The 24,684-nt window shown below is 63.6% G+C and carries 16 protein-coding genes and 1 pseudogene; 6 read left to right on the forward strand and 11 right to left on the reverse strand.

Annotation, left to right across the window (positions count from 1 at the left end):
- Positions 1 to 339, reverse strand: a pseudogene (locus EN943_RS17225) (hypothetical protein); the annotation flags it as partial.
- A gap of 164 nt (positions 340 to 503) precedes the next feature.
- Positions 504 to 1,409, reverse strand: a complete 906-nt coding sequence (locus EN943_RS17230; protein WP_127413759.1) for a LysR family transcriptional regulator — start codon at positions 1,407 to 1,409, stop codon at positions 504 to 506.
- 120 nt (positions 1,410 to 1,529) lie between these two features.
- Between EN943_RS17230 and EN943_RS17235 the strand changes: the two genes are divergently transcribed.
- A complete protein-coding gene (locus EN943_RS17235) occupies positions 1,530 to 1,952 on the forward strand; it encodes a DoxX family protein (protein WP_127413761.1) in 423 nt (140 codons plus the stop codon).
- A gap of 43 nt (positions 1,953 to 1,995) precedes the next feature.
- Positions 1,996 to 2,865, forward strand: a complete 870-nt coding sequence (locus EN943_RS17240; protein ID WP_127413762.1) for an NmrA family NAD(P)-binding protein — start codon at positions 1,996 to 1,998, stop codon at positions 2,863 to 2,865.
- A 117-nt stretch (positions 2,866 to 2,982) separates the two neighbouring features.
- On the opposite strand, the gene EN943_RS17245 is transcribed toward EN943_RS17240, so the two are convergent.
- Both EN943_RS17245 and EN943_RS17250 read right to left on the reverse strand, forming a co-directional pair.
- The gene (locus EN943_RS17245; protein ID WP_013530871.1) at positions 2,983 to 3,432 is read right to left on the reverse strand and encodes an Rrf2 family transcriptional regulator; all 450 of its coding nucleotides are present in this window, start codon (positions 3,430 to 3,432) and stop codon (positions 2,983 to 2,985) included.
- A 257-nt stretch (positions 3,433 to 3,689) separates the two neighbouring features.
- Positions 3,690 to 4,676: a sulfate ABC transporter substrate-binding protein gene (locus tag EN943_RS17250; RefSeq protein ID WP_127413764.1), complete on the reverse strand. Its 987-nt coding sequence runs from the start codon at positions 4,674 to 4,676 to the stop codon at positions 3,690 to 3,692.
- Positions 4,677 to 4,910: 234 nt separating this feature from the next.
- On the opposite strand from EN943_RS17250, the gene EN943_RS17255 reads away from it, so the two are divergent.
- Together EN943_RS17255 and EN943_RS17260 are read left to right on the forward strand one after the other, a co-directional pair.
- Positions 4,911 to 5,183, forward strand: a complete 273-nt coding sequence (locus tag EN943_RS17255) for an antitoxin (protein ID WP_127413765.1) — start codon at positions 4,911 to 4,913, stop codon at positions 5,181 to 5,183.
- Positions 5,184 to 5,582, forward strand: a complete 399-nt coding sequence (locus EN943_RS17260; RefSeq protein ID WP_127413767.1) for a type II toxin-antitoxin system VapC family toxin — start codon at positions 5,184 to 5,186, stop codon at positions 5,580 to 5,582.
- A gap of 15 nt (positions 5,583 to 5,597) precedes the next feature.
- On the opposite strand, the gene EN943_RS17265 is transcribed toward EN943_RS17260, so the two are convergent.
- From EN943_RS17265 to EN943_RS17300, 7 genes are all read right to left on the reverse strand, one after another.
- Positions 5,598 to 6,638, reverse strand: coding sequence for a sulfate/molybdate ABC transporter ATP-binding protein (locus EN943_RS17265; protein ID WP_024501523.1), 1,041 nt, complete (start codon positions 6,636 to 6,638; stop codon positions 5,598 to 5,600).
- A 13-nt stretch (positions 6,639 to 6,651) separates the two neighbouring features.
- Positions 6,652 to 7,536, reverse strand: coding sequence for a sulfate ABC transporter permease subunit CysW (cysW, locus tag EN943_RS17270; protein ID WP_127255407.1), 885 nt, complete (start codon positions 7,534 to 7,536; stop codon positions 6,652 to 6,654).
- A complete protein-coding gene (gene cysT / locus EN943_RS17275) occupies positions 7,529 to 8,380 on the reverse strand; it encodes a sulfate ABC transporter permease subunit CysT (RefSeq protein WP_127413768.1) in 852 nt (283 codons plus the stop codon). Before cysT ends, cysW begins: the two co-directional genes overlap by 8 nt.
- A 22-nt stretch (positions 8,381 to 8,402) precedes the next feature.
- Positions 8,403 to 9,431 carry a sulfate ABC transporter substrate-binding protein gene (locus EN943_RS17280; protein ID WP_127255403.1) on the reverse strand — a complete coding sequence of 343 codons (1,029 nt, stop codon included), beginning with the start codon at positions 9,429 to 9,431 and terminating at the stop codon, positions 8,403 to 8,405.
- 218 nt (positions 9,432 to 9,649) lie between these two features.
- Positions 9,650 to 10,393: a M15 family metallopeptidase gene (locus tag EN943_RS17285; protein WP_127413770.1), complete on the reverse strand. Its 744-nt coding sequence runs from the start codon at positions 10,391 to 10,393 to the stop codon at positions 9,650 to 9,652.
- Between the two features lie 54 nt (positions 10,394 to 10,447).
- Entirely contained in the window at positions 10,448 to 12,538 is a 2,091-nt protein-coding gene (gene pbpC, locus EN943_RS17290) for a penicillin-binding protein 1C (protein ID WP_245475878.1), read from the reverse strand.
- A gap of 218 nt (positions 12,539 to 12,756) precedes the next feature.
- Positions 12,757 to 18,255, reverse strand: a complete 5,499-nt coding sequence (locus EN943_RS17300) for an alpha-2-macroglobulin family protein (protein WP_127413773.1) — start codon at positions 18,253 to 18,255, stop codon at positions 12,757 to 12,759.
- 272 nt (positions 18,256 to 18,527) lie between these two features.
- Here EN943_RS17300 and EN943_RS17305 point away from each other — a divergent pair, with 272 nt between their 5' ends.
- Together EN943_RS17305 and EN943_RS17310 are read left to right on the forward strand one after the other, a co-directional pair.
- Entirely contained in the window at positions 18,528 to 20,456 is a 1,929-nt protein-coding gene (locus tag EN943_RS17305; RefSeq protein WP_127413774.1) for an autotransporter assembly complex family protein, read from the forward strand.
- A gap of 3 nt (positions 20,457 to 20,459) precedes the next feature.
- Positions 20,460 to 24,684 (forward strand): translocation/assembly module TamB (locus tag EN943_RS17310; RefSeq protein WP_127413776.1); only part of this gene is annotated, 4,225 nt, incomplete at its 3' end.

A 24,684-nucleotide genomic window follows, 5' to 3' on the forward strand; every position in this document is an offset into this window, starting at 1 on the left:
GCCAAGCACCGCGCGCGTGGCGGCAGCGTAGGCCGGGAATTCCTTGCGCATATGGCGCTTGAGGCGAAACCTCGATATGCGGCCGCAGATCGGCGCCCACCAGCGCACCGGCAGTGCCGCTGCCACCACGAGATAGAAGACGGACAGCAGGCCTTCGCGAAGGTCCTTGTTGGAAAAGCTGCGAAGCCGGCCGGGGCGAACCAGGTTGCGGCTGAAGAAGCGCACGTCCTGCGCCCGTTCCGGGACGAAGACGTCGGCGATGATTTCAGTGCGGAAACTGGCTGCCGATGGCAGCTTGCGGGCGGCCTTGCGGGATTTTGCTAACCACCACAGCCTCATCGGTCCAGCCCGTTCTTCGAACCCCGCTTTACTGCGTCGGCTTGGGCCGTGCAAGGTCGTGTCCGCGCTCGAGACTTCTGCGAATTTCGCTTGCTCTAGACCTAAGACAGGCGCGCCGCTTGCGAAATGTTGATTTCGAGAGCCGGACGAAGATATTCGTGTCGCTATTCCATATACGGCGTCAGCACATCTTCGATCCATTTCATGAACGCGCGGACTCGGCGCGATAGATTGCTCCGATGTGCGACGACGAGGGACACGGCGAGCGGCCGGCGACGAAAATCGGGTATGATTTCGACAAGCGCTCCACTCTCCAAGTATCGGCCAATACCCAAGAGTGGCGCCTGGATCAGGCCAATGCCGGCGAGGGCAGCGGCTTCATAGGTCTGCGCGCTGTTGACGTGTAGTGCACCTGGCAACTGAAGCGTCGCGTAGCTGTCGCCGTCCGGATATTCCCATCCATAAGGTTTCGCCCCCAGCATCGTCGAAAAATGAATTGTCCTATGTTGCTGACGCTGGAGATCTCCCAGCGATCGAGGCACGCCATAGCGCGCCAGATAGGCGGGACTGGCAGCGTTGGCCATGCGCAACAGGCCCAGTGGGCGGGCAATCAGCGTCTCGTCCCGAATGGGTCCAAGCCGCAATACACAATCGAACCCCTCTTGAACCAGATCGACTTGCCGATCCGTACTTGACACCTCCAGCTCCAACTCGGGGTGAGCCGCCATGAAATCCGGCAGGGCCGGCACGATCGTTGTGCGCGCCACTTCGGTCGGAAGGTCGACCCGCAAACGACCGCGAAGTGCCACGCGATCGCCTGCGAACATCGAGTGGAGATCGTCAACGTCCGCGAGCAGATCGCGGGCACGGGCATGAAATGCGCGTCCGTCCTCCGTCAACCGCACGCTGCGCGTCGTCCGGTGCAGAAGCCTGACACCCACATCTTCTTCCAGCTTCCGGACCGCCGTCGAGGCTCTCCCCTTTTGGATGCCCAGGCTATCGGCCGCTCGGGTGAAGCTCCCCATTTCCGCTACCGTTGTGAAAATGAGGATGGGTTCGAGATTCTGCATTTTTCGTGCCTCGGTATTGTTTGCCAAAAAGAGAACAGTCGGTTCATTTCCTCGGTGTTTATCATACCTAATAGGCACAGTAAGTTTCGAATATGGGATCTCCCCATCGGAGAATGACAAGTGTCCGAAACTGTGAACGTGCATCAAACACCGGAAACTATGACCCTGCATCGCGCCCTGTGGGCCGGCCGGATAATGAGCGCGTTTGTCGTCATCGCTCTGGCGGCAGATGGCACTGTTCAGCTTTTCGCGCCGGCACGGATCGCGAGCATGTTGCAGGAAACCGGGTTTGCGATGGACCTGACCCGTGTCGTGGGTCCGATCATCCTCGCCTGCGCCATCCTCTACGCCATCCCGGTCACCGCCGTCCTCGGCGCGATCCTGGTGACGGGCTTTTTGGGAGGTGCCATCTGCGCCCATCTCCGCATCGGTGAATTGGGGTCGCCGCCGGAAATCATCTCCCTGCTTCTGGGCGCGATGACCTGGGGCGGCCTCTATCTGCGCGATCCCCGTATCCGGGCCATTCTGCCACTCATCCATTGAACCAACAGGGGCAGCTCTGTCCCTCAACATCAGGAGAAAACACATGTTCCTAGTAATGGGAATCACGGGAAAAGTTGGCGGCGCAACGGCAGAACATCTGCTGGCGCACGGCAAGGAGGTACGCGCGCTCGTCCGCAATCGCGAAAAGGCGGCCAATTGGGCAAACCAGGGCGTGGAACTGGTAGACGGCGATTGGAATGATTCGGCGGCCATCGTGCGAGCGCTCAAAGGCGTCGAAGGCGCGTTCGTCATGTTGCCCCCTGTCTGGGCGCCGTCACCCGATTACAAAGAAGCAAAGAGCGTGATTGCAAGCTATGTCGAGGCGCTCACCAAGGCAGCGCCGCCGCGGGTGGTTGCGCTTTCGTCGATGGGTGCGAACAGAGCCAGCGGGCACGGGGTGATCGCGGCCTTGTCGCTTCTGGAGCAAGGTTTTCGCGACCTGACATCGCCAATCGCATTTGTGCGCGCAGGCGGATTCTTCGAAAACTTTCTTTACGGCTTGCAGGTCGCGCAGGGCGGAACGCTACCGGTCTACTACAATCCGACAAACCGGAAATCGACCATGGTCGCGACGAATGACATCGGCGCGGAGGTGGCAACCCTTTTGACCGGGCCAGCGTGGTCAGGGCAGCGCATCGTCGAGATCGGTTCGATGGTCACCGCGGATGAAGTCGCGGAGCAGTTGGGTGAAGTCCTGAATCTTGACGTGAAAGCCTTTGCAATCCCGCGTGCGGGGTGGGCGGAAGCGTTCGAGCAATTCGGCATCCCGAAGGGCCACTCCGGGCCTGCCGAAGAAATGTTTGAGGCCGTGAATGCAGGATGGATGGACCTCGGTGTGGCGGGTACGGAGCACGTAGCGGGTACGACGTCCGCACGCGACGTATTCGAGGCTGCGTCTAGTGTGAACGGGTAGGCCAAAACGGCATGGGGTTCTCCGTGATTTCGAGCTTCGCAACCCGAGATTCGGAGAACCCTCTTCAATCGAAGAATCTCATGTCTGTCTGAGCGCGGCCAGCTTGCAGTCGGTGGTTTAGATCTGCGACGTCAGCTCGACCGGAAAATCGTCATTGTCGGCATCGCGCATGGCGGCGAGGCTGCGATTGTCGAGCACCTCGGCGATGGCCTGCCGCACCTCCAGCATCATGTGGCGGACCTGGCAGGTCGCCTCGTCGCAATCCTCGCAGCGTTGATACTGCGTGCGGCTGGCGCAAGGGATCGGCGCCAACGGCCCGTCAAGCACGCGCACGACATGGCCGATCTTGATTTCTGAGGCCGGCCGGGCAAGGCGGTAGCCGCCTTCCTTGCCTTTGCGGCTCTGGACGAAGCCGGCATTGCGCAACTCGCCCAGGATGGCATCGAGGAATTTCTTCGGGATGTTGTTGGCTACAGCGATGTCATTGACGAAGGCCAATTGGCCGGCCGGCAGGCCAGACAGATGCACGAGGGCCTTGAGGCCGTATTTGCCTTTTTTTGTCAGCATGCCCAGATCAACCCATAAAAGCCCCAACCACTCGCATCTGGCGACTGTTTGTGTGCAAATAATGACGTCTTCGCCGCGCGATGATGTTTCGCGAAACAGCCACCAAATTGCACGTTAGGCATAAACGCGTTGATTCTTTGTAACGTTTTGCACTGAGAACTCGGATATTCCGCTGACAACCAGGTTATCGGCGTTCAAAAACGAAAAAAGCCGGCAGGGCGCCGGCCTTTCCGTCTGCTGCGCAGATATCGCTGCCCTCAGCGGCTGCCGTAGGTCTGGTCAAGCAGGCCGCCGGCGGCGAAATGCTCTTTCTGCACTTTGTCCCAGCCGCCGAAAACGTCTTCCACCGTCAGCAGCCGGATATCGGGGAAATCGGCCTTGTATTTCGCCGCGACAGCGGCGTCGCGGGCTCTGAGGCCGTTGCGGGCGGCTATGTCCTGGCCCTCCGGTGTGTAGAGGAAGTCGAGATAGGTCTTGGCCAGATCGCGTGTGCCGTGCTCGTCGGCAACCTTGTCGACGATCGCGACCGGGAATTCGGCGAGCAGGCTGACCGTCGGCGTAACCTGCTCGAACTTGTCGTCGCCATACTCTTTGCGGATGCCGCGTGTTTCCGACTCGAAGGTGATCAGCACATCACCGATCTCGCGCTGCACGAAGGTGGTGGTCGCCGCGCGGCCGCCGGTGTCGAAGATCGGGACGTTGTTGAACAGCTTGGTGATAAACTCTTTCACCTTGGCGTCGTCGCCCTTGAAGGCTTCCTTGGCGTAGGCGGTGGCCGCCAGATAGGTGTAGCGCGCATTGCCGGAGGTTTTCGGGTTGGGGAAGATCACCTGCACGTCGTCGCGCACGAGATCGTTCCAGTCCTTGATGTGCTTGGGGTTGCCCGCGCGGACAAGGAACGAAGGCAGAGAATAGAACGGCGAGGCGTTGTCGGGGAAATCCTTCTGCCAGTCGGCCGAGACGAGGCCCTTCTTGACCAGGAAGTCGATGTCGATGACCTGGTTGAAGGTAACAACGTCGGCGCCAAGGCCCTCGGCGATGGCGCGCGCCTGCGCCGAAGTGCCGGCATGCGACTGGTCGACCGTGACGCCCGGATGCTGAGCGATGAAAGCCTTGTTGACCTGCACGAACAGTTCGCGGCCGACATCATAGGATGCGTTGAGCAGTTTGTCGGCCGACCAGGCCGGGGAGGATGCGAGGAACAGGCCGGCGACGGTGGCAAGCCCGAGGAAAAATCGCTTCATGAAAACAGGCTCCGATGCAATGCGTTTCTGGTCGGACCATAGCCGGCGTACGTGGTGTGCGACGAGGCATGCGCCGTAGGTTCGCGGCCTCGTCGTGGGAAAATATATCGCCAAACTTGGCAATTGTTGGAATTCCGTTCCACGGGATGGCGGCCTTCGTCGGGGGTTTTTCTGTGCCTTGTTTTGTGGTGCTGCATGGCATATACAAAAGGCATATACAAAAGAGCTGCGAACATGCCCCAGAACCGTCATTCAACAACGCCGCCCAAGGAAGCGAAGCTGTTTCGCAACAACCGGAGCCAGGCGGTGCGCATTCCTGTCGAGTTCGAGCTTCCCGGCGAAAAAGTCCTGATCAGCCGGGAAGGCGACCGCCTGGTCATCGAGCCGGTTCGCAAACCCGGCCTCACCGCGCTGCTCGCCCTTTGGGCGAAAGATCAGCCGCTCGCTCCTGAGGATGACTTCCCCGAGATCGACGACACGCCAGTCAAATCCGAGGACATTTTCTAGATGCGGTTCATGCTGGATACGAACATTATCAGCGACATGATCCGAAACCCGGCTGGCAAGGCCGCGAGTGCAATGTCGCGCGAGGGAGATGACGCCGTTTGCACCAGCATCGTGGTCGCCTCGGAATTGCGATACGGCTGCGCCAGGAAGGGATCGGCCAAGCTGCTCAAGAAAGTTGAAGACTTGCTGGCCGAGATTCCTGTCTTGCCGCTCGATGTGCCGGTGGATGTCGAGTACGGCGCTCTTCGTGCCGAGCTTGAAGCCGCGGGCCAGACCATTGGTCACAACGATCTTTTTATTGCCGCTCATGCCTATGCATTAGGCACCACGCTGGTGACCGCCAACACGGGAGAATTCAACCGAATCAGGGGCTTGAAGATCGAGAACTGGCTGGAGTAGCCCTCGACCAGAGGGTCAAGCAGCCGGAAAAAGCTTCCAGCGTCCGGGGCGGAACGCCACCCGGCTTTTCTGGGCCGCGGGGTGATCGACCGGCAGTTCGATTTCGACCCGCTGGCGCTCACCACCGATCTCAAGCTCGACCCGGCGCGTGCCGGCGACGCGGCGGCTGGCGGCGACCGTGCCGGCGATGCAGCCGCTGCAGCCGTCCAGCAGTTCGACATCGTGCGGGCGGAAATAGAGCGTCGCATCGCCCGAGGGCTCGTTGGGCGCGGCAATCCCGATCGGACGATCGGCGAGCCAGATCTCGCCATTCTCGACCTTGACGGGAAGCGAGCTCGATTCACCGATGAAGCCGTAGACAAAGGGCGAGTTCGGCGTGTCGTAGATATCGTCGGCGGTGCCGACCTGCTCGATGCGGCCCTGGCTCATCACCACGACGCGGTCGGCAAGCTCCAGCGCCTCTTCCTGGTCGTGGGTGACGAAGACGGTGGTGTGGCCGGTGGCGTCATGGATTTCGCGCAGCCAGCGGCGCAATTCCCGGCGCACCTGCGCGTCAAGCGCGCCGAACGGTTCGTCGAGCAGCAGCACCTTGGGTTCGATGGCCATGGCGCGCGCCAGCGCCACGCGCTGCCGCTGGCCGCCGGAAAGCTGCGCCGGATAGCGCTTCTCCAACCCCGACAGCTGGACAAGGTCGAGAAGCTCGGAGGCGCGGCGGCGGATCTCCTGCGCCGGCGGGCGCGACGGCCCGTGCCGGACCTTCAGGCCGAAGCCGATATTGTCGGCCACCGTCATGTGCCGGAACAGCGCATAGTGCTGGAAGACAAAGCCGACATTGCGATCCTGGATCGACTTGTGCGAGGCGTCCTCGTCGCCGAAGAAGATATTTCCGCGTGTCGGCCGTTCCAGTCCGGCGATGAGCCTGAGCAGCGTCGTCTTGCCGGAGCCGGACGGCCCCAGCAACGCGATCAGTTCGCCCGACTTGATGTCGAGCGACACGTCGTGGAGGGCCGGAAACCGGTCAAACTCCTTGCGCACGTTGGCAACGCGAACTTCCATGCAAATCCCTCTGTCAGTGTCCGCGCGTCGCGGCGATCTCGGCGCCGTAGCGCATCTCGAGAAGTGTTTTCAAGACCAGCGTGACGAGCGCCAGGCCCGCAAGCAATGAAGCGACGGCGAAGGCGCCGACGGCGTTGTACTCGTTATAGAGGATTTCGACATGCAGCGGCATGGTGTTGGTCAGGCCGCGTATGTGGCCCGACACCACCGAGACCGCGCCGAACTCGCCCATGGCACGCGCATTGCACAGTAGCACGCCGTAGAGCAGCCCCCATTTGACGTTTGGCAAGGTCACATACCAGAAGGTCTGCCAGCCATTGGCGCCAAGCGAAAGTGCTGCCTCCTCGTCGCCATTGCCTTGCTCCTGCATCAACGGGATCAACTCGCGGGCGACGAAGGGGAAGGTGACGAAGACGGTGGCCAGCACGATGCCCGGCACGGCAAACAGGATGACGATGCCATGCGCTTTCAGCCAGCCGCCGAGCAGCCCCTGGGCGCCGAACAAAAGCACATAGACGAGGCCCGATATGACCGGTGAGACCGAAAAGGGCAGGTCGATCAGCGTGGTCAGGAAGGCCTTGCCCTTGAACTCGAACTTGGCGATTGCCCAGGCGGCGGAGATGCCGAAGACGATGTTGAGCGGCACCGAGATCGCAGCCACCAGCAGCGTCAGTCGGATCGCCGAGCGCGTATCGGCGTCACTCAGCGATTGCGTATAGGCACTGACGCCTTTTGCCAGTGCTTCGTGGAAGACGATGATCAGCGGCAGCAGCAGGAAGATGCCAAGGAAAGCGAAGACGATTGCCATCAGGACGGCCTGCGCCGGCCGGCTTTCGGTGACCGCGGCCGAGCGGCTTTCGTGATGCGGTGCGTAGGATTTGATCTCGGGATCAGCCATAGCGCTTGCGGCTCCATGATTGTGCGAGATTGACGATCAAAAGCATCAGGAACGACAAAAACAGCATGATCGCCGCGATCGCGGTCGCCGCCGGATAATTGTACTCCTCCAGCCGGATGACGATCAGAAGCGGCGCGATTTCGGATTTGTAGGGCAAATTGCCGGCGATGAAGATGACCGAGCCGTATTCGCCGACGCCGCGCGCGAAGGCCAGCGAAAAGCCGGTGATGATGGCCGGCGCCAGGCCCGGAAACAGGATGCGGGTGATGATCTGGAAGCGGCTGGCGCCAAGCGTGGCGGCGGCCTCCTCGACCTCCTTGTCGATCTCCTCCATGATCGGCTGCACGGTGCGCACGACGAAGGGCAGGCCGATGAAGATCAGCGCGATGACGATGCCGAGCGGCGTATAGGCGACCTTGATGCCAAGCGGCATCAGCAATTTGCCGATCCAGCCGTTCGGCGCATAGAGCGTGGTCAGTGCGATGCCGGCCACCGCCGTCGGCAGCGCGAAGGGCAGGTCGACCATGGCATCGACGATGCGGCGGCCGGGAAAGCGGTAGCGCACCAGCACCCAGGCGACGAGCGTGCCGAAGACGACGTTGACGCCGGCCGCGATGAAGGCGGTGCCGAAGCTGATTTCAAGCGCATTGATGGTGCGGCGGTCGGTTGCGATCGCCCAGAACTCGGGCCAGCCAAGGGCGGCCGAGCGCCAGATCAGTCCCGACAGTGGGATGAGGATGATGATGGTGAGGTAGGCAAGCGAGAAGCCGAGCGTCAATCCGAAACCCGGAATGACACTCGGCTGTCTGAACCGCCACCCCGCCTGCGCGGGTGCTATGGTCATATCGTCCTGATCTAGATTTAGCTCACTGGGCCGGCTTGTAGATCTGGTCGAATATACCACCGTCGCCGAAATGATAAGGCTGTGCCTTCTTCCAGCCGCCAAAAAGCGGATCGTCGATGGAGATCAGCTTGATTTCAGGTGTTTTGGGCAGATCCGCCGGAGCCACGAGTTCGGGCTTGGCCGGGCGATAGTGGTTCTTGGCGATGATCGTCTGTGCTTCCTTGGAATAGAGCCAGCCCAGATAGGCTTCGGCGACCTTGCGCGTGCCTTTGGCGTCGACATTGGCGTCGACAATCGCCACCGGTGGCTCGGCCAGGATCGATGTCGGCGGGTAGACAATGTCGAAATTGTCGGCGCCGAATTCGTCGAGTGCCAGATAGGCATCGTTTTCCCAGCCGATCAGCACATCGCCGATGCCCTTTTGCGCGAAGGTAACGGTCGAGCCGCGCGCACCGGTGTCGAGCACGGGGGCATTGGCGTAGAGCTTGCCGACGAATTCCTTGTTCTTGGCCTCGTCGCCGCCGTCATTGGCGTTGGCGTAAGCCCATGCGGCGAGATAGTTCCAGCGTGCGCCGCCGGAGGTCTTGGGGTTGGGCGTGATCACCTGGACGCCGTCCTTGACGAGGTCGCTCCAGTCGTGAATGCCCTTGGGATTGCCCTTGCGCACGAGGAAGATGATGGTCGAGGTGTAAGGCGCTGAATTGTTTTCGAATTTGGTGCGCCAGTCCGGATTGATCTTCTTCGACTTCGAGACGATGGCGTTGATGTCGCCTTCGAGTGCCAGCGTCACCACGTCGGCGTCAAGGCCGTCGATCACGGCGCGGGCCTGGGCGCCCGATCCGCCATGCGATTGCTGGACGGTGACCGTCTCGCCGGTCTCGGCCTTCCAGTGGGCGACGAAAGCTTCGTCGTAGGCCTTGTAGAGCTCGCGTGTCGGATCGTAGGACACGTTGAGAATGGTGGTATCGGCAAACGCGAAACCGAGCGTGCCGAACTGGACAGATGTGGCGACCAGTGCGCCGAGCAGTTTCCTGAAATGAGGTTTGGTCATTTCTGCCTCCGTTGAACCCGCGCCAAATCTACCGAATTGGTAGAAATTAGATGCATTCAATGTTGCCTTTTTTGCCCGCCTGGAGAAAATATCCGACGTCATTTCGTCGTTTGGAGAAATATTTTCCTCTTGCGCCCAAAGGAAGAATCCCTGCCGGCCACTCAGCCTATCTAGCAATGGGCGGTGCCGAGGCAAGGGTATGGAATTTGGTCCGTGCCTCAATCGGCGGTGATGGGAAAGTCGAAACGCAGCCTGGTGAACGGTTCACTCTTCAGCGTGAAGTGCCACCATTCCCGCGCATAGTTCCTGAAGCCGCCCGCGCGCATGGCGTCGACAAGCATCCTGCGGTTTGCCGCCGCTTCAATGGCAAGGCCGCGGTGGGCGGTTTCGCTCATCGGATCAAAGCAGTCGAAACCGGTGCCGAAATCGAGCGTGTCGGCATCAACGCCGCCGCAGGCCGGGTTCGGGCTGGACCTGCGGCCCGTCCGGGCGATGGCGACGTCGACGGTCGAGCCACGTGAATGGGTCGATAGTTCTCCGACATAGCCCTTGGCGATCAACTCACTGCGCCTGACCTTCGGATACCATTGTGGATCGGGCGGCCCGCCCTGTTTTGTCCATTCGCCCATGTCGGCGACGGCGGGGGCAGGGCGATAGCAATCGAACACCACCAAGGTCAGGCTTTTGGCCGCGATCGCTTTCTGGATGGCGGAGAGTGCCTTTGCCGCCTGCTCGGTAAGGATGCAGGCCGGGGCGTCATAGCCGTTCACCTCTCGGTGCAGAAAATTATCCGATCCGGCGTAGCGGATGTCCTGGCGGATCGAGGGGTCGACATCGGCGAGCCGGACAAAGCCGTTGGGCAGGGCATCGGCCAAAGCGGGGAGAGGAATTGCCGCGACAAGGATTGTTGCTGCCAGCGCTGAGGCTGCCGACAATCGAGGTTCGCGCCTCGGAACAGGCATGGGTGAGTATCCTGCTATCTGCCGAGCGTCCGGAAAGCCAGCTCTTGGCGCGATCTATTCGACGAACACCTTCACACTTGCCGCACGTCCCGCGGCGTCGATGACGGTCAGCGTCGAATAGCCGGCGCCGTCGGGCTGCCAGGTCGCGGTGCGGCGACGGTCGATGCCGATGAGCGGCTTGCCGTTGGCCAGCCAGCGGAACGGCGCACGGCCGCCTTGCAGCTTCAGCACCAGCGGCGAGGCGTCGGCCGAATTGGTGCCGAGATCGACGCGGGCGCCGTCGGGCGGGAAGATGATGGTCGGCGCGGGTTCGGTCACCGTCGCCTGCACCAGGCCGTCCGACCCGGCGCCGAAGCGGGCGAGCGTCACCGACAGGTCCTCGCGCCTGGGGCTGAACACGCCGGGCGGCCTGCCCGGCAATGGGACGGTGGCGAGGCCCGAGCGGACAAAACCCTCGAACAGGATGGGAGCGGCCGAGACATAGCCGGACAGGCCCGGTATTGCGCCGGCGTCGGGGCGGCCGACCCAGACGCCCAGCACATAGCGGCCGTCGAAGCCGACCGACCACGCGTCGCGGTAGCCGTAGGAGGTGCCGGTCTTGTAGGCGATGCCGCGCTGCAAGGCACCCTCGGGCGGCTTGACGCCCGACAGTATGTCGATGATCTGCCAGTTGGCCTGACCGTCGAGGATGGTGGCGCTGGTGCGCTCGGCATTGACCGGCTCGGTGCCGTCATGCAGCGTGTGCGTCTTGCCGCCATTGGCGAGCCCTGTGTAGAGCTGGACGAGGTCGCGCAGTGTCACGCCGACGCCGCCAAGGCCGATGGCCAGGCCCGGCGCTTCGTTGACCGGCAGTATGGGGTTTACCCCTGCCTGGCGGAAGCGCGCCATCAGCCGCGTTGGCCCGACCGCGTCGAGCACGCGGATCGCCGGCACGTTGAGCGACAGTTGCAGCGCTTGCCGGATGCTCACATCGCCCTGATAGCCCATGTCGAAATTCTTCGGCCGATAGCCTGAGAAATCGACGGGGCTGTCATCGATCAGCGTCTCCTGCGCCACCAGGCCCTGTTCGAAGGCAAGACCGTAGATGAACGGCTTCAGCGTCGAGCCGGGCGAGCGGACGATCTTTGTCATGTCGATCCAGCCGGAGCGGCTGGCGTCGAAGAAGTTGGCCGAGCCGACTTCACCAAGAATGTCGCCGGTGCGGGAGTCGGCCAGCACCATGGCGACCGACAGGCGAGGGCCGAGCTTGGTGGCCGCGTCCCTCGCCACCTGTTCCAGCCCTTCCTGGACACTCTTGCGGATCGTCAGTTGCACGGGCTGGCCGGGGGCGGCCTTGGGCAACACCGCATAGGCGGCGTGCGCGGCGAGCGTCGGCAGGGTGCGGCGCAGGCCCGACACATCGTCGAGGGCGGCACGCGCGGCCTCGCGCTCGCCGAGCAGGCCCGAGGAGACCATGCGGGTCAACACCCGGTCGCGGGCGGCGTGGGCAATTTTCAAATTGCGGTCGGGCCGGCGCTTTTCCGGCAACTGCGGCAGGGCGACGAGCAGGGCGGATTCGGAAACGGTAAGCCGCTTCGGCTCCTTGCCGAAATAGGCGAGCGAGGCGGCGCGCACGCCTTCCAGATTGCCGCCATAGGGCGCCAGCGTCAGGTAGCGTTCGAGGATCTCGCGTTTGGACAGCCGCCGTTCGATCTGGATGGCGCGCAGCATCTGCTTGATCTTGGAGCCGAGGCTGCGGCTTTCGCGCGGCTCGATCAGCCGGGCGAGCTGCATCGAAAGCGTCGAACCGCCGGAGACGATGTGGCCACTGGTGGCAAACTGGCCGGCGGCGCGCGCCAGTGCCAGCACGTCGACACCTTCATGGTCCCAGAAACGCTTGTCTTCGTAGGTGACCAGCATGTCGACGAACTGCTTGTCGACCTGGTCGAGCCGGGTTTCCAGCCGCCAGTAGCCGTCCGGTGTGGCGAAGGCACGCAACAACTGGCCGTCGCGGTCCTGGACTTCGGTGGAGACCGTGAGTTCGGCCGGCAGCGGAGGCGGGAAGGCACGGTCGAGTTCCCAGAGGGTGGCTGCGGAGAGGGCGAGAATGCCAGTGCAGGAAGCTGCGGCGATGGCGGCGCGGCGGCGGAGTTTTCTTGAAAGCATGGCGCTGCCCCTCATTGCCCTCTGCCGGGCATTTCTCCCCGTATAGTGACGGGGAGAAAGAGGCCTGCACCGAGGCTCTCGCCAATTTCCAACGTTTCAGAACAGATGCCGACGATCGCGACAGTCCCCTTCTCCCCGTCACTATACGGGGAGAAGGTGCCGGCAGGCGGATGAGGGGCAGCGCCGTCGTCCTGATCATGATCGCCACCACCGGCGCCTTACGGCGCCTTGACCTCCATCATGCCGGTGGCGGTGCGGGCCGAGTATTGCGGCCGGTACATGTCCTCCACCGTTGCCGCCGGGTGCGCATAGGTACCCGGCGTCACCGCGCGCACGACATAGGCGAGCGTCAAATTGTGGTCGTGGTCGCCGTCGGCCGGGTTGAACGCCGCGACGAAACGGTCGTCGCGGAATTCGAGATGCGCGGCATCGGTCTGCGCCAGCCACGAGAAGTTCGTCAACTGGGCGCTGGAGACCAGGCCGGGATTGTCGATCTCGAAGCCGGCCGGCAACAGGTCGGTGACCAGCAGGCGCGACGGCCATTTGTTCTGCTCGTTGACCTTGAGCACGACGACATAGCGTTCGTTCTGCGTCGCCTCGGTGACATTGGCCTCGGTGCCATCGAGCTTGTAGTAGGTGCGGCTGATGGTGAAGCCGTCGCCGCCTGCCGGCAAGGGCTGGACCGGTGACGCCACCGTGGTGACGACGGCCTGCAGCGGGGTCTTGCCGGTGTTGGCGATGGTCAGAGGGCTGTCGGCCAGGTCAGAGCCTTCGACCTGGTTGGAGTAGCCGCCGGAATGCGCCGCGCCATTGACGGTCAGCGTGATCGTTTCATTGCCTTCCCTGAGCGCGCGGGCCGCGAGCAGCATCCAGGATTCGTCCTGGGTGCTGGTCCAGCGGGCTTCGGCGCGTTCCCTGGTCACCAGCTTGATCAGCTCCGGCACGATCGTCGGCACCGGCTTCGATTCCGCCGCCAGCGCCAGCATCGCCGCACCATCACGCAGCCGCGAACCGTAGTCGGAGCGGTAGTAGTCGTAGTCGGTGGTCGACTTGGCCAACTGCAGGGCAGTCTTGAACGTCGATTCCGCACGCGGTGTATCGCCGTAAAGCGCCAGGCTCGCAGCCAGTTGGGCAACGGCCATCGGGCTCGAGAAAGCTTCGAGTTGGGTATCCGCATAGTAGCGCAGGTCGCCGATCGAGGCCTTCTTGTTGCGGGCCAGCACGTAAAGGGCGTAGGCAATCTCGCTGCCACGGTCCTGCACGCTCTGGTCGTAGCCGAGCGAGTTCTGCAAATTACTCAGCGCCTGGTTCATGGCTAGGCTCGGCACGTCGTATTTCTGCTCGCGCGCCCTGGTCAGGAAGTCGGTGACATAGGAATCAAGCCACAGATCGCCGGAGCCCGGGCCCCACAGGCCGAAGCTGCCGCCCGAGGCCTGATAGCTCAGAACCTTGTAGATGGCATCCTGGATGCGGCCATGGATATCGGGATCGCTGGCCATGCCGACGCCGGAAGCCAATTCATTGACGTAGAGAAGCGGCATGGCGCGGCTGGTGGTTTGCTCGGCGCAACCATAGGGGTAGCGGTCGAGCGTCATCAGCAGCGACGGCACGTCGAAGGCGGCGGCCTGCGAAACGCCGACGCTGACGGAAGCACCGTTGAGCAGGCTGGCCGCCAGCAGTTCCTTGTCGATGCGCAGCGCGCCGCCATTGCCCTTGAGGTCGACCACCAGCCGGGTGGTCACCGGCAATTGCGCCGGACGCACCGGCACATAGAGCGTCTGCTCGACCTTGGTGCCGTCGGCATGGGCGAGCTTGATGGTAAGCGAGGCATTGCCGGCCGTCTGAGCGATCAGCGGCACGGTCAGCGTCTGGCGCTTGCCCTGGGCGAGCGTCAGTTTCTGGGGCAGGGGCTTGTCGCCGGTCGACAGGTCACCCGTCGTTTCGATCGAGAACGCATAGTCGCCGGCCGGACCATCGGTGTCGGCGACGTCGAGGCGCATGACGGCGGCGTCACCAGGCGCCAGGAAGCGCGGCAGTCCGGCGGTGATCACCACGGGATCGCGCACGATGACGTCGGACTGAGCATGGCCGACCGCATCCTTGGTCCAAGCGACGGCCATGACGCGCACCGTGCCGTTGAACTGCGGAATGTCGAAGTCGACCCGCGCCTTGCCGTCGGCATCGAGTTCGACGATACCGGAGAAGAAGGCGACCAGCTTTTCGGTCGGCGGGCTGCCTTGCGCCTGCATGTTGGCGCCGTCGCCGCCGGTCCTGAGCTTGCCGGTGTTGCCAAGCGAGCCGTCGATCAGGCGACCGTAGATGTCGCGGATTTCCATGCCCAGCATGCGCTGGCCGAAGAACCAGTTCTCCGGATCCGGCGCCTTGTAGTTGGTCAGATTGAGGATGCCGACATCGACGGCGGCAACCATGACATAGGCATTGCTGCCCGGCTGCACGCCGGCGACCGAAACCGGGATCGACAGCTGCTGGCGCGGCATGGTCTTGTCCGGCGGCGTCAGGGTGACTGCGAGCTTCTTCGAGCCCGGATCGACCTTCAACCATTTCACGCCGATGGCGCGCGCCGGCATGCGCGTTTCCTGCGCCTCGCCCGGCCGGAACAGGGTTGCGGTGACATAGGCGCCGGCGCCCCAGTCGTCGCCGACCGGGATGTCGACGGTGCTGCCGCCGGCCGGAACGGATGCCGTGACGGTCTTCAACAGCTTGTCGGAGCCGATGTTGATCAGAAGTTCGCCGGCAAAGTGCGGCGAGACTTTCAGCTTGGCCACTTCGCCGGCGGCATAATTGTCCTTGTCGAGGGCGATTTCGAGGCCGTCGGGCGTTTCGGTGGTGGTCGAGGAGACATACCAGCCGGCATCGAACTCGTAGCTGGTCGCCGGTCCCTCCGGGTCGGCGGTTTCAACCTCAAGCCGATACTGGCCCCAGTCGACCGGCACGGAGACCGTTGCGTCGCCGTCGGCGCTGAGGTCGACCTGGCCGTTGGCGATCGACTTGGTGAAGTTGACCGGCTCGTAGTTCCAGGAATTGTTGGAGCGGTACCACTGGTAATTGCGTTCGACCTTGACCAGCGTCCACTGCGCGCCTTTCAGCGCCTCACGCTTGCCGTCGGGATCGACGGCAATCAGGCTGAACTTGGCGGTGCCACCCTGCGGCACTTCATTGTCGGCGAAATCCGGACGGATGCCGATCATATGGCCTTGCGGGCGGATGCCGATGTTGAGCGAGCGCTCGATGGCGCGGCCGCCGGTTTCGCGCATCCTCACCGTCACCTTGGCGTCGACCAGCTTGGTGGTCGAGGGCAGTTGGTCGACGGAGACCGGGAAGGTCACCTTGCCGTCATCGCCGACCACCGGCAGATCGGCGAGGGGGGTGACGGTGGGTTCGGCCGACTGCTCGTCGGCGAGACCGAAGGAAAAGCCCTGGAAGCGGTCCCAGTCGCGAGACGTCGACAGCGTCAGCTCGCCTTCCAGCGCCAGGCCCGCCGCCGGCGCGCCATAGAGGAAGCGGCCGTCAATGTCGATGTTGGCGGTTTCGCCCTGGGCGATCTCCTGCTTGTCGGCCTTCATGTCGAATTCGATGCGATCCGGCACGAAATCCTCGACCAGGAACATCTGGCTGGCCACCGCCGGCTGCTTGGGGTCGGTGTAGATCGACACCGACCAGGTGCCGCGCATGGCGTTGGGTGCGAGCGGCAGGTCGACGGCATGGCCGCCGGCAGAGGCGCCGTCGCTGACGATGCGGCGATCCTCGACGCCGTCGGGGCGCGAGAAGATGAAGGTCAACGGCAGGTTTTCGACCGCCTTGGCGGCGCCGTCGCGGGCAAGTGCCGCGACATGAACATCCTCGCCGGCGCGGTAGATGCCGCGCTCGGTCCAGGCATAGACGTCAAGCGCACCAGGCGCCGCGCGCCCGGTGACGCCGCGGTCGGACAGGTCGAAGCCGGCCCGGCCCATGTCGAGGAAGACGAAGTCATTGTCGCCCTGCTTGGCCATCAGCACGGCCGGCACCATGCCGCCGTCGCCGCGCGTCAGGCCGGGGTTGAAGACGGCATGGCCGTCGGCGTCCGACGTAGCCGTGCCGAGAACCTCGTTGTTCCTGGCAACCAGCGTCAGTTCGGCGCCGGCAATCGGCTTGGCGCTGCCCAGCGAACGGGCAAAGACGTTGAGCCCGTCCTGGCCGGTATAGGTCGACAGGCCGATGTCGGAGACGACGAACCATTGCGTGGCCATCGAATTGTAGTCGTCGCTCTTGTCGTTGACGGCCTGGGCGGTCAGCACATAGACGCCGGGCTTGCGCTGCGGCACGGCCTCGTCGACAGGGAAGGAGGTGGTGACCTCCTTGTTGAGATCATTGGCGATGTCGAGCTGGCCCTGCCAGACCGGCGCGCCCATCTGCTCGGAAATGTTGGAGATGTCATAGCCGTCGAGCTGGTGCAGGAACTGGTAGCCCGACAGAAGCTGGGCCAGCGAACGATCGCCGACGCGGTAGAGCTTCATCTCGGCGGCGTTCATGTTGACGGTAACGATCGGAATGCCACGGCGCGCGCCGGCCGGCAGCACGAAGCTGTCACCGGTGAAGCGGGCGGACGGTGCGCGGTCCTGGACATAGATCGACAGCACCACGGGAGCCGCGGTCACTTCGCCGATTGCCGCCGGCAGGCCGGCGCGGAAAGTGACGTCGTAGTGCTGGCCATGCTCCAGCCCTTCGACGCAGATCTGCTTGTCCTTGGCCTCGACGCCCTTGGGCGGTGCATTGTCGACGGTGACGAATTGCGCGTAGTCGACGCCGGTCTTGACCAGATCCTCGGAGAATTGCGCGCAGATGCGCGGCGCGCTGGTATCGGCATCGATGGTGTGGTCGATAACGCGGAAACCCTTGCGCGCCTTGAGATCCGCATAGTCGGCCTGGACCGCCGGCGAAGGGTTCAGGGCAAGGCTGGCCTCATAGGCCTGCAGCGCCGGCCGGTAGAGATCGCGCTTGTCGAGCCCGTTGCCGAGCAGCGCCAGCACTTCGGCGCGCGTCTTGCTGGTGCGCAGTAATTTATAGGCGTTGAATGCGGCTGAAGTGCCGTTCGTCGGCAAAGTGGAAGCTTCGGAGGTGCTTGCGGCGGGCTGCACGGCCAGCGTTTCACGCGCCAGGTTGAGCCAGAGCTGGCCATCATCGGGCAGCACCGAGACCGCGGCCTCGTATTTCAGCATGGCCGAGCGGTGGTCGCCGGTTAGTACGGCCTGTTCGGCGGCGCTCAGCAAGGCAGCCATGCCTTCTGTCGGTCTGTCATAGGCCGGGCCGAGCAGCTTGTTGCGGTATTGCTGGGCCTGATCGGACATCCAGTTGGGGAAGAAGGCGAGTTCCGGCGGCGCGCCGATATCAGGGTCGCCATCGATGTTGACGACCTTGCCCGCGACCGCGCCGTTGAAGGTTTTCAACTGGTTGTAGTCGGATTTGAGGAAGCACCATTTGGCTTTTTTGTTGTAGGTGAAGGCGCGGCAGGCCGGGTCTCCCAGGCATGTCGTCTTGCACTGGTCGATTGTCACATTCTGGTCGGACCTGAGATCAAAGCCGAAATAATCGGAATTGTCAGTTGTCGCTATTCGCCGGGCTTCGGCCGCTTGCGCGGTGCTGCTCCAGGCCAGGACATTGGCCCAGGCAAAAATTAGGAGAATCAGAATCGCAAGACCACGAGCCGCGCGCATTGCCATAACACCCCTCCAGACACAGCTGACGTCCGGGCATGATCAAGCTTCAGTCAGGCTTGTCAACACAAGGACGCGGCAGGGTTCCGCCTGCCAACGGTTTCCTTTCCGGCCGATGACCGGTAGTACCTCCATAGGACAGGGGATCACGCTTTCTTGCGGCGACGCAAAAGGTGTGAATTCCAAGCCCGCCCTATTTCAGACAATTGGATTGTGGCCCCTTTACGAGCGCTTCAGAACTTCATTCCAATTTTAGTTTTGTAATCTAGGTTGTCTTAATGCCGGCGCATGAAGAGCAGATGTCAGGAGGTCGCGCGCCAGGGCGTGCGCTTCCGCGCACCCTGCTGCTGGCCATGATGTGCTCGACCGTGCTCGTCGCCGAATCGCGCCCGGCGGCCGCTTTCGAGCTTTTCGGCATCAAGCTGTGGGGGTCGTCCAGCGACGAGGATGCCGATATCGTCGATCCCCTGCGGTACGCCGTGACCATTTCCGCCCCCGACGCCGACAAGGATCTGGTCAAGAAGCTCGAAAATGCCTCTGCGCTGAAGAGTGACGAGGAGCGTCCGGTTTCCGGTTCGCTCGGACTGATGGCCAAAGCGCGCAGCGACCGCGAACAGCTTGTCGCCGCGCTCTATGCCGATGCCCGTTACGAAGGCGTCGTCACCGTCACCATCGACGGCAAGCCGCTCGACGATTTGCCGCCGGATGCCGAATTCAAGGGGCCGCAGCCGGTTCCCGTGGTCATTGACATTGCCACCGGGCCGAAATTCACCTTGGGCAATATCCACCTTGAGGGCGATGCGGCAGGGCTGATGAGCGCCGATTACGGCCTGATTTCAGGCGGCGATGCCGGATCCGGCGCTGTGCTCAAGGCTGAGGCCCTGATCGTGCGGGCGCTGAAGGAGGAGGGCAGACCGCTGGCCAAGGTGACGGACCGCCAGATCGTCGCCGACCATGCCACCTCGACGCTCGACGTTGCGCTGACGGTCGCCGCCGGGCCGGTCGCCGGCTATGGTGACACCACGGTGGAAGGCACCGAAAAGGTCGACCGCGACTTCACCGAATACATGACCGGCCTCAAGCGCGGCCGGCAATACTCGCCGCAAGAGATCGACGACGCGCGCGACCGGCTGCTGGCGCTCGAGGTCTTCAACAGCGTGACGTTCAAGGAAGCCGACACGCTCGACGCCGACGGCAACATCCCGATCGGCGTCCAGGTCAGCGAGCGCAAGCCACGCTATTTCGGCGTCGGCGGCACTTTTTCCAACACCGAGGGGCTCGGCCTTGAGGGCTATTGGGGCCACCGCAATTTGTTCGGCCGGGCCGAGAAGCTGCGCATCGATGGCAAGATCAGCGGCATTGGCAGCAACGATCTCGGCGAACTCAACTACAATGCCGGCATCATGTTCGAAAAGCCCGGCGTGGTCGGGCCGGCATCGAAGTTCTTCGCCAGCGTCAAAACGGTGCTCGAACATCCTGATGCCTATGACCATTTCTCAGTCAAGGGCAGCACAGGCCTGTCCTACGAACTGACCAAGAAGCAGACGGTTTCCGCCGAGGTGGCGCTCGACTATTCCCGCATCCACGACGCCTTCGGCAAGCACAAATACCTGATCGCCAGCATTCCGCTGCAATATGTCTACGACAACCGGGACAACCGGCTGAACCCGACCAGCGGCTTCCGGGTGCTGGCCTATGCCGAGCCGAGCTACGACATTTTGAGCGGTGCGGCGTTCCTGAAGTTGAAGGGCGAAGGGTCGGCCTATCAGTCGCTGGATTCGGCTTCGAAGTTCGTGCTGGCCGAACGTGTCGCAATCGGTTCGATCGTCGGCACCAGCCTCGACCATGTGCCGGCCGACCGGCGCTTCTATTCCGGCGGCGGCGGCTCGGTGCGCGGCTACGCCTATCAGGGCATCGGTCCGAAGGATTTCACCGGCCAGCCGATCGGCGGCCTGTCCTTCTTCGAAACCTCGGTCGAGATGCGCATCGCCATCACCGACACGATCGGCATCGTGCCCTTCGTCGACGCCGGCACCGTGTCGACCAAATCGGTTCCCGATTTCTCCGATGTCAAGGTCGGCGCCGGCGTCGGCCTGCGCTATGTCACGCCGTTCGGGCCGCTGCGCATCGATGCCGCCGTGCCGCTCAACCGCGATCCGGGCGATCCGCATTTCGGCATCTATGCCGGCATCGGACAGGCATTCTGAGCGATGAAAACAGTCTGGCGCATCCTTCGTATTGTCCTCTACACGCTGCTGATCGTGGTTGCGGGAGCGATCGGGGCGCTGGTGGTGCTGACCAAGACCGAGCGCGGACGCGACAATCTCGCAGGCATCATTTCGCGGCTGGCTTCGAGCGACGACCGCAAGATCACGGTCAGCGGCATAGACGGCATCTGGTCCGGGGCGCTCAGCGTTGACCATGTCGTGCTGGAGGACCGCGAGGGCGCCTGGCTGGTGGCGCGCAAGGTGGCCGTCGACTGGTCGCCGCTGGCGCTGCTGTCGAAGAACTTCAACGCCGATCGCATCGCTGCCGAGCGTATTGAACTGGCGCGATTGCCGGTGGCCAGCACGCAGCCCGCGCCGAGCGGTGGCACGACGACGCTGCCGGTTTCCATCGACATCAAGCAGATCGACCTGCCCGAGATCGCGCTTGGCCAGCAACTGGCCGGCAGCGGCATCGCCGAGCTTGCGGCCAAGGGATCGATCAAGGCCGATGCCGCACCGCTGGCGGTCGAGACGGTGCTCAACATCACCCGCCATGATGGCAAGCAAGGCAATGTCGACGCCAAGGTCCACTTTGCGCCGGCGGACAACAGGCTCGATCTCGATCTGAAGGCCTCGGAGCCGGCAGGCGGCATCATCGCTAATCTGCTCAAGCTGCCCGACACGCCGCCGGTCGACATAAATGTTTCAGGCACCGGGCCGCTCGCCAATTGGAACGGCATCGGCACGTTCACGGTCGACGGCAAGATCGTCACTCAACTGACAGGCCGCCATCAACTGACCGATAAGGGCAATCACATCGAGGCCAAGGGCGACGGCGACTTCGCCCGCTTCCTGCCGGAGAATTTGAAGCCGCTGTTTGCCGGCAAGACAAGTTTCGATGTCGCGGGCACCGCCACATCGGCCGGTGGCGTCAGTGTCGACCGCGCCAATATCGACAGCGATGCGGTGCACGGCACCGCCACCGGCATCGTCGATCCTGCCGGCGCCAGCGATCTCTCGGTCGAACTCGCCGCCAAGGGCCCGCCGGTGGTGATCAGCGTCGGCAGCAAGGCGCAGCCGATCACGCTGGCGATCAGCAATGCCACCGCCCGAGCCTTTGGCGACGGCAAGGCGCCGATCATCGACATCGGCGCCTCCTTCGTCTCCATCGTCGCCGGCGGCACGCGGCTGGATGATCTGGCGGCGCAGATTCATTCCGACGGCTTCGATATCCAGAACCGCGCCGGGCCGGTTACCGTCAAGCTGGGAGCGGGCGGCCTCAACACCGACGTGGCGACGCTGGCACCGCTGATCACCGGCAAGATCGATGTCGATCTGGCCGGGTCCGTCAGCAAGGATGCCATTGCCATCGACCAGGGCACGCTGCGTTCCGACGCGCTCAACGCCTCGCTGACGGCGACGGTGGCGCTTGCCGACCTGTCGATGCAGCTGAAGATGAACGCGGATGCCGTGGCGACGGCCTTTCCGCCGCAGATCGCCTCGGTGCTCGGCGCTAGGGTGAAATTCTCGGCCAGCGCGGCCCGCGATCCGCAGGGATCCTTCGCCGCCAACTCGATCGAATTCACGTCCGGCACGCTTAGCGCCGCCGGCACGGCCAGCATGCAAGGCACCGACATCCAGGCCGACATCAAGGGCAAATTGGGCGATGTTTCGGTGCTGTCGCCGACGGTCGGCGTGCCGGTTGCCGGTGGCGTCGATTTCGCGCTGTCGGCAAGCGGCGCGATGACGGCGCCGGACTTCACGGTTACCGCCGACAGCGACAGCCTGACGGCATCGGGCCGCACGGTGAAGAGCATCAAGCTGACGGCAAGCGGCAAGGCCGATATCACCAGTCCCGCCGCCAACGTATCGCTGACCGGCTCCGTCAACGACCAGCCGCTCGACATCAAGGCTGCGCTGGTGACAAGCGAGGGCAAGCGTTCGATCAACGGATTCCTGGTCTCGCTGGGCGACAACAAGGTCTCGGGCGATCTCGCGCTGGACGACAAGTATATGCCGCTTGGCACGCTGACGCTCGAAGCGCCCGCCATCGACCAGTTGGCCGCACTCGCCGGCCAGGCGGTGACGGGCGACATCGACGGCACCATCCGCTTTGACAAGGAGGGCGACGCGCCCTCCGTCGCCATCGATGCGAAGAGCACGTCGATCGCGCGCGGCGACGTGACGGCCAAGGCCATCACCGTCAATGCGCTGATCGCCAACTATCTCAAGGCGCCGGCGATCGCGGGTTCGATCAAGGCGGACAGCGTCACCTCCGGAACCACCGAAATCGGCGGCATCGCCGTCGACCTGAAGCGCGACGGCGACTGGACCAATTTCACCGGCGGCGCCACCATAGCGGGCATTCCGGCGACCGCTGCCGGCCGGGTGAAGATCGCCGACGGCACGACCAGCGTCGAGATCGCCTCGGGCGAAGCTACTGTTCGCGGCATCAAGGCGGCGATCGCCCAGGCGTCGACACTGAGCATCGCCAACGGCACGGCCAGCATCGAGAAACTGGCTCTCGATGTCGGCGGCGGTTCGGTGACGCTGTCGGGCACTGCCGGTCAGACGCTCGACCTGGCGGCGCAATTTTCGGCACTGCCCGCGGCGCTCGCCAATGAATTTTCGCCCGGCCTCGATGCTGTGGGCACGCTCAGCGGCACGGCTGGTGTGACCGGACCGCCGGCCGCTCCCGATGTCCGGTTCAATGCGCAACTGGCCGGTATAGAAACCAGCCAGACCCGCCAGGCCGGGCTCGGAGCGCTGGCTGTCGATGCGGCCGGCAGCTACACCTTGGCCGGCGGCGTGATGCTCGATCAGGCGACGCTGATCGGCGACAAGATTTCCGGCAAGGCTACCGGCACCCTCAACCCGAACGGCGCCAGCGATTTTGCGCTCGATCTCATATCATCCGGCCCCAGCCTGCCCCTGACTGTCGGCAGCGCCGAGAGCCCGGTCAAGATTGAGATCCGGTCCTTGTCGGCAAAGGTGGCGGGCGAGAGCACGCGGGCCCGCCTGGATGTCTCCGCGATCCTGCCCTCGATCGTCACCAGTCCGGCGAGGGTGGAGGGGCTGGTCCTGGCGTTGCACTCGGATGCGTTTGATCTCAAGAACCGTGCAGGGCCGGTTTCCGGCACAGTGTCGGTGGATAAGGTCGGCCTCGACAATCCGGTGATCGCGCCGCTGATCGCCGGCAAGGTCACGGCAGCGCTCAGCGGTCGCCTGACAGCCGATGCGGTTGCCATAGACAGCGGCTCGCTCAAGAGCGATGCGCTGAACAGCCAGGTCGCCGGCCAGGTGTCGCTGCGTGACGGTGCCATAGACCTCAACCTGAAGGCGGATGCTCCATCATCGGCCTTGCCGGCGGCGGCGCGCGGCATGCTTGGCGAACGCGCTGAGATCAGCGCCACGCTGAAGCGCGACCCCAACGGCAGTATCAATATAGGCGGATTGAAGCTGACCTCGGGTGCGCTGACCGCCGACGGGCAGGCGAGCCTTGCCGACAACAAGGTGGCCGCCGACATCAAGGGTGCGCTGAGCGACATCTCGCTGCTGTCGAAAGACGCCAAGGGCGCCATCGCCTTTGCGTTGAACGCGCAGGGCCCGGCCGCGGCGCCCGACCTGTCGCTGACCATCGACAGCGACCGCCTTCTCGTGGCGGCGCGAGAGATCACCGGGCTGAAGCTGACCGCCACCGGCAAGGCCGATGCCGCCAACCCGGCGGCGAATGTGCAGCTGACCGGCAATGTCGCCGGCCAGGCGCTGCAAGGCAGCGCGGTGCTGGCGACGGCTGACGGCAAGAGCGCCATCAACGGCCTGCTGTTGTCGCTCGGCAAGAACAGGATTTCCGGCGATCTGGCGCTGGACGAGAAGTTCGTGCCGGTCGGCACCATCGCGCTCGACCTGCCCGATATCGGCCCGCTGGCGGCGCTTGCCCTGGAAAAGGCCGAGGGTGACGTGCGCGGCACGATCGCCTTTTCGAAGAACGGCACCGCACCGCAGGTCGCCATCAAGGCGGCGACAGCATCGATTACGCGCGGCGACCTCCAGGCGAAAGCCGTCTCGATCGATGCGCTGGTCGCCAACTATCTGGCGGCGCCCGTGATCTCCGGAAAGATCCGCGCCGACACCGTCACGTCGGGCGGCACCGTGATCAGCGGCATCGATGTCGACTTGAAGCGTGACGGCGACTGGACCGGCTTCTCCGGCGGCGCAACCGTCAAGG

This window comes from Mesorhizobium sp. M7A.F.Ca.US.006.01.1.1, from assembly GCF_003997935.1.
Classification (GTDB): domain Bacteria; phylum Pseudomonadota; class Alphaproteobacteria; order Rhizobiales; family Rhizobiaceae; genus Mesorhizobium.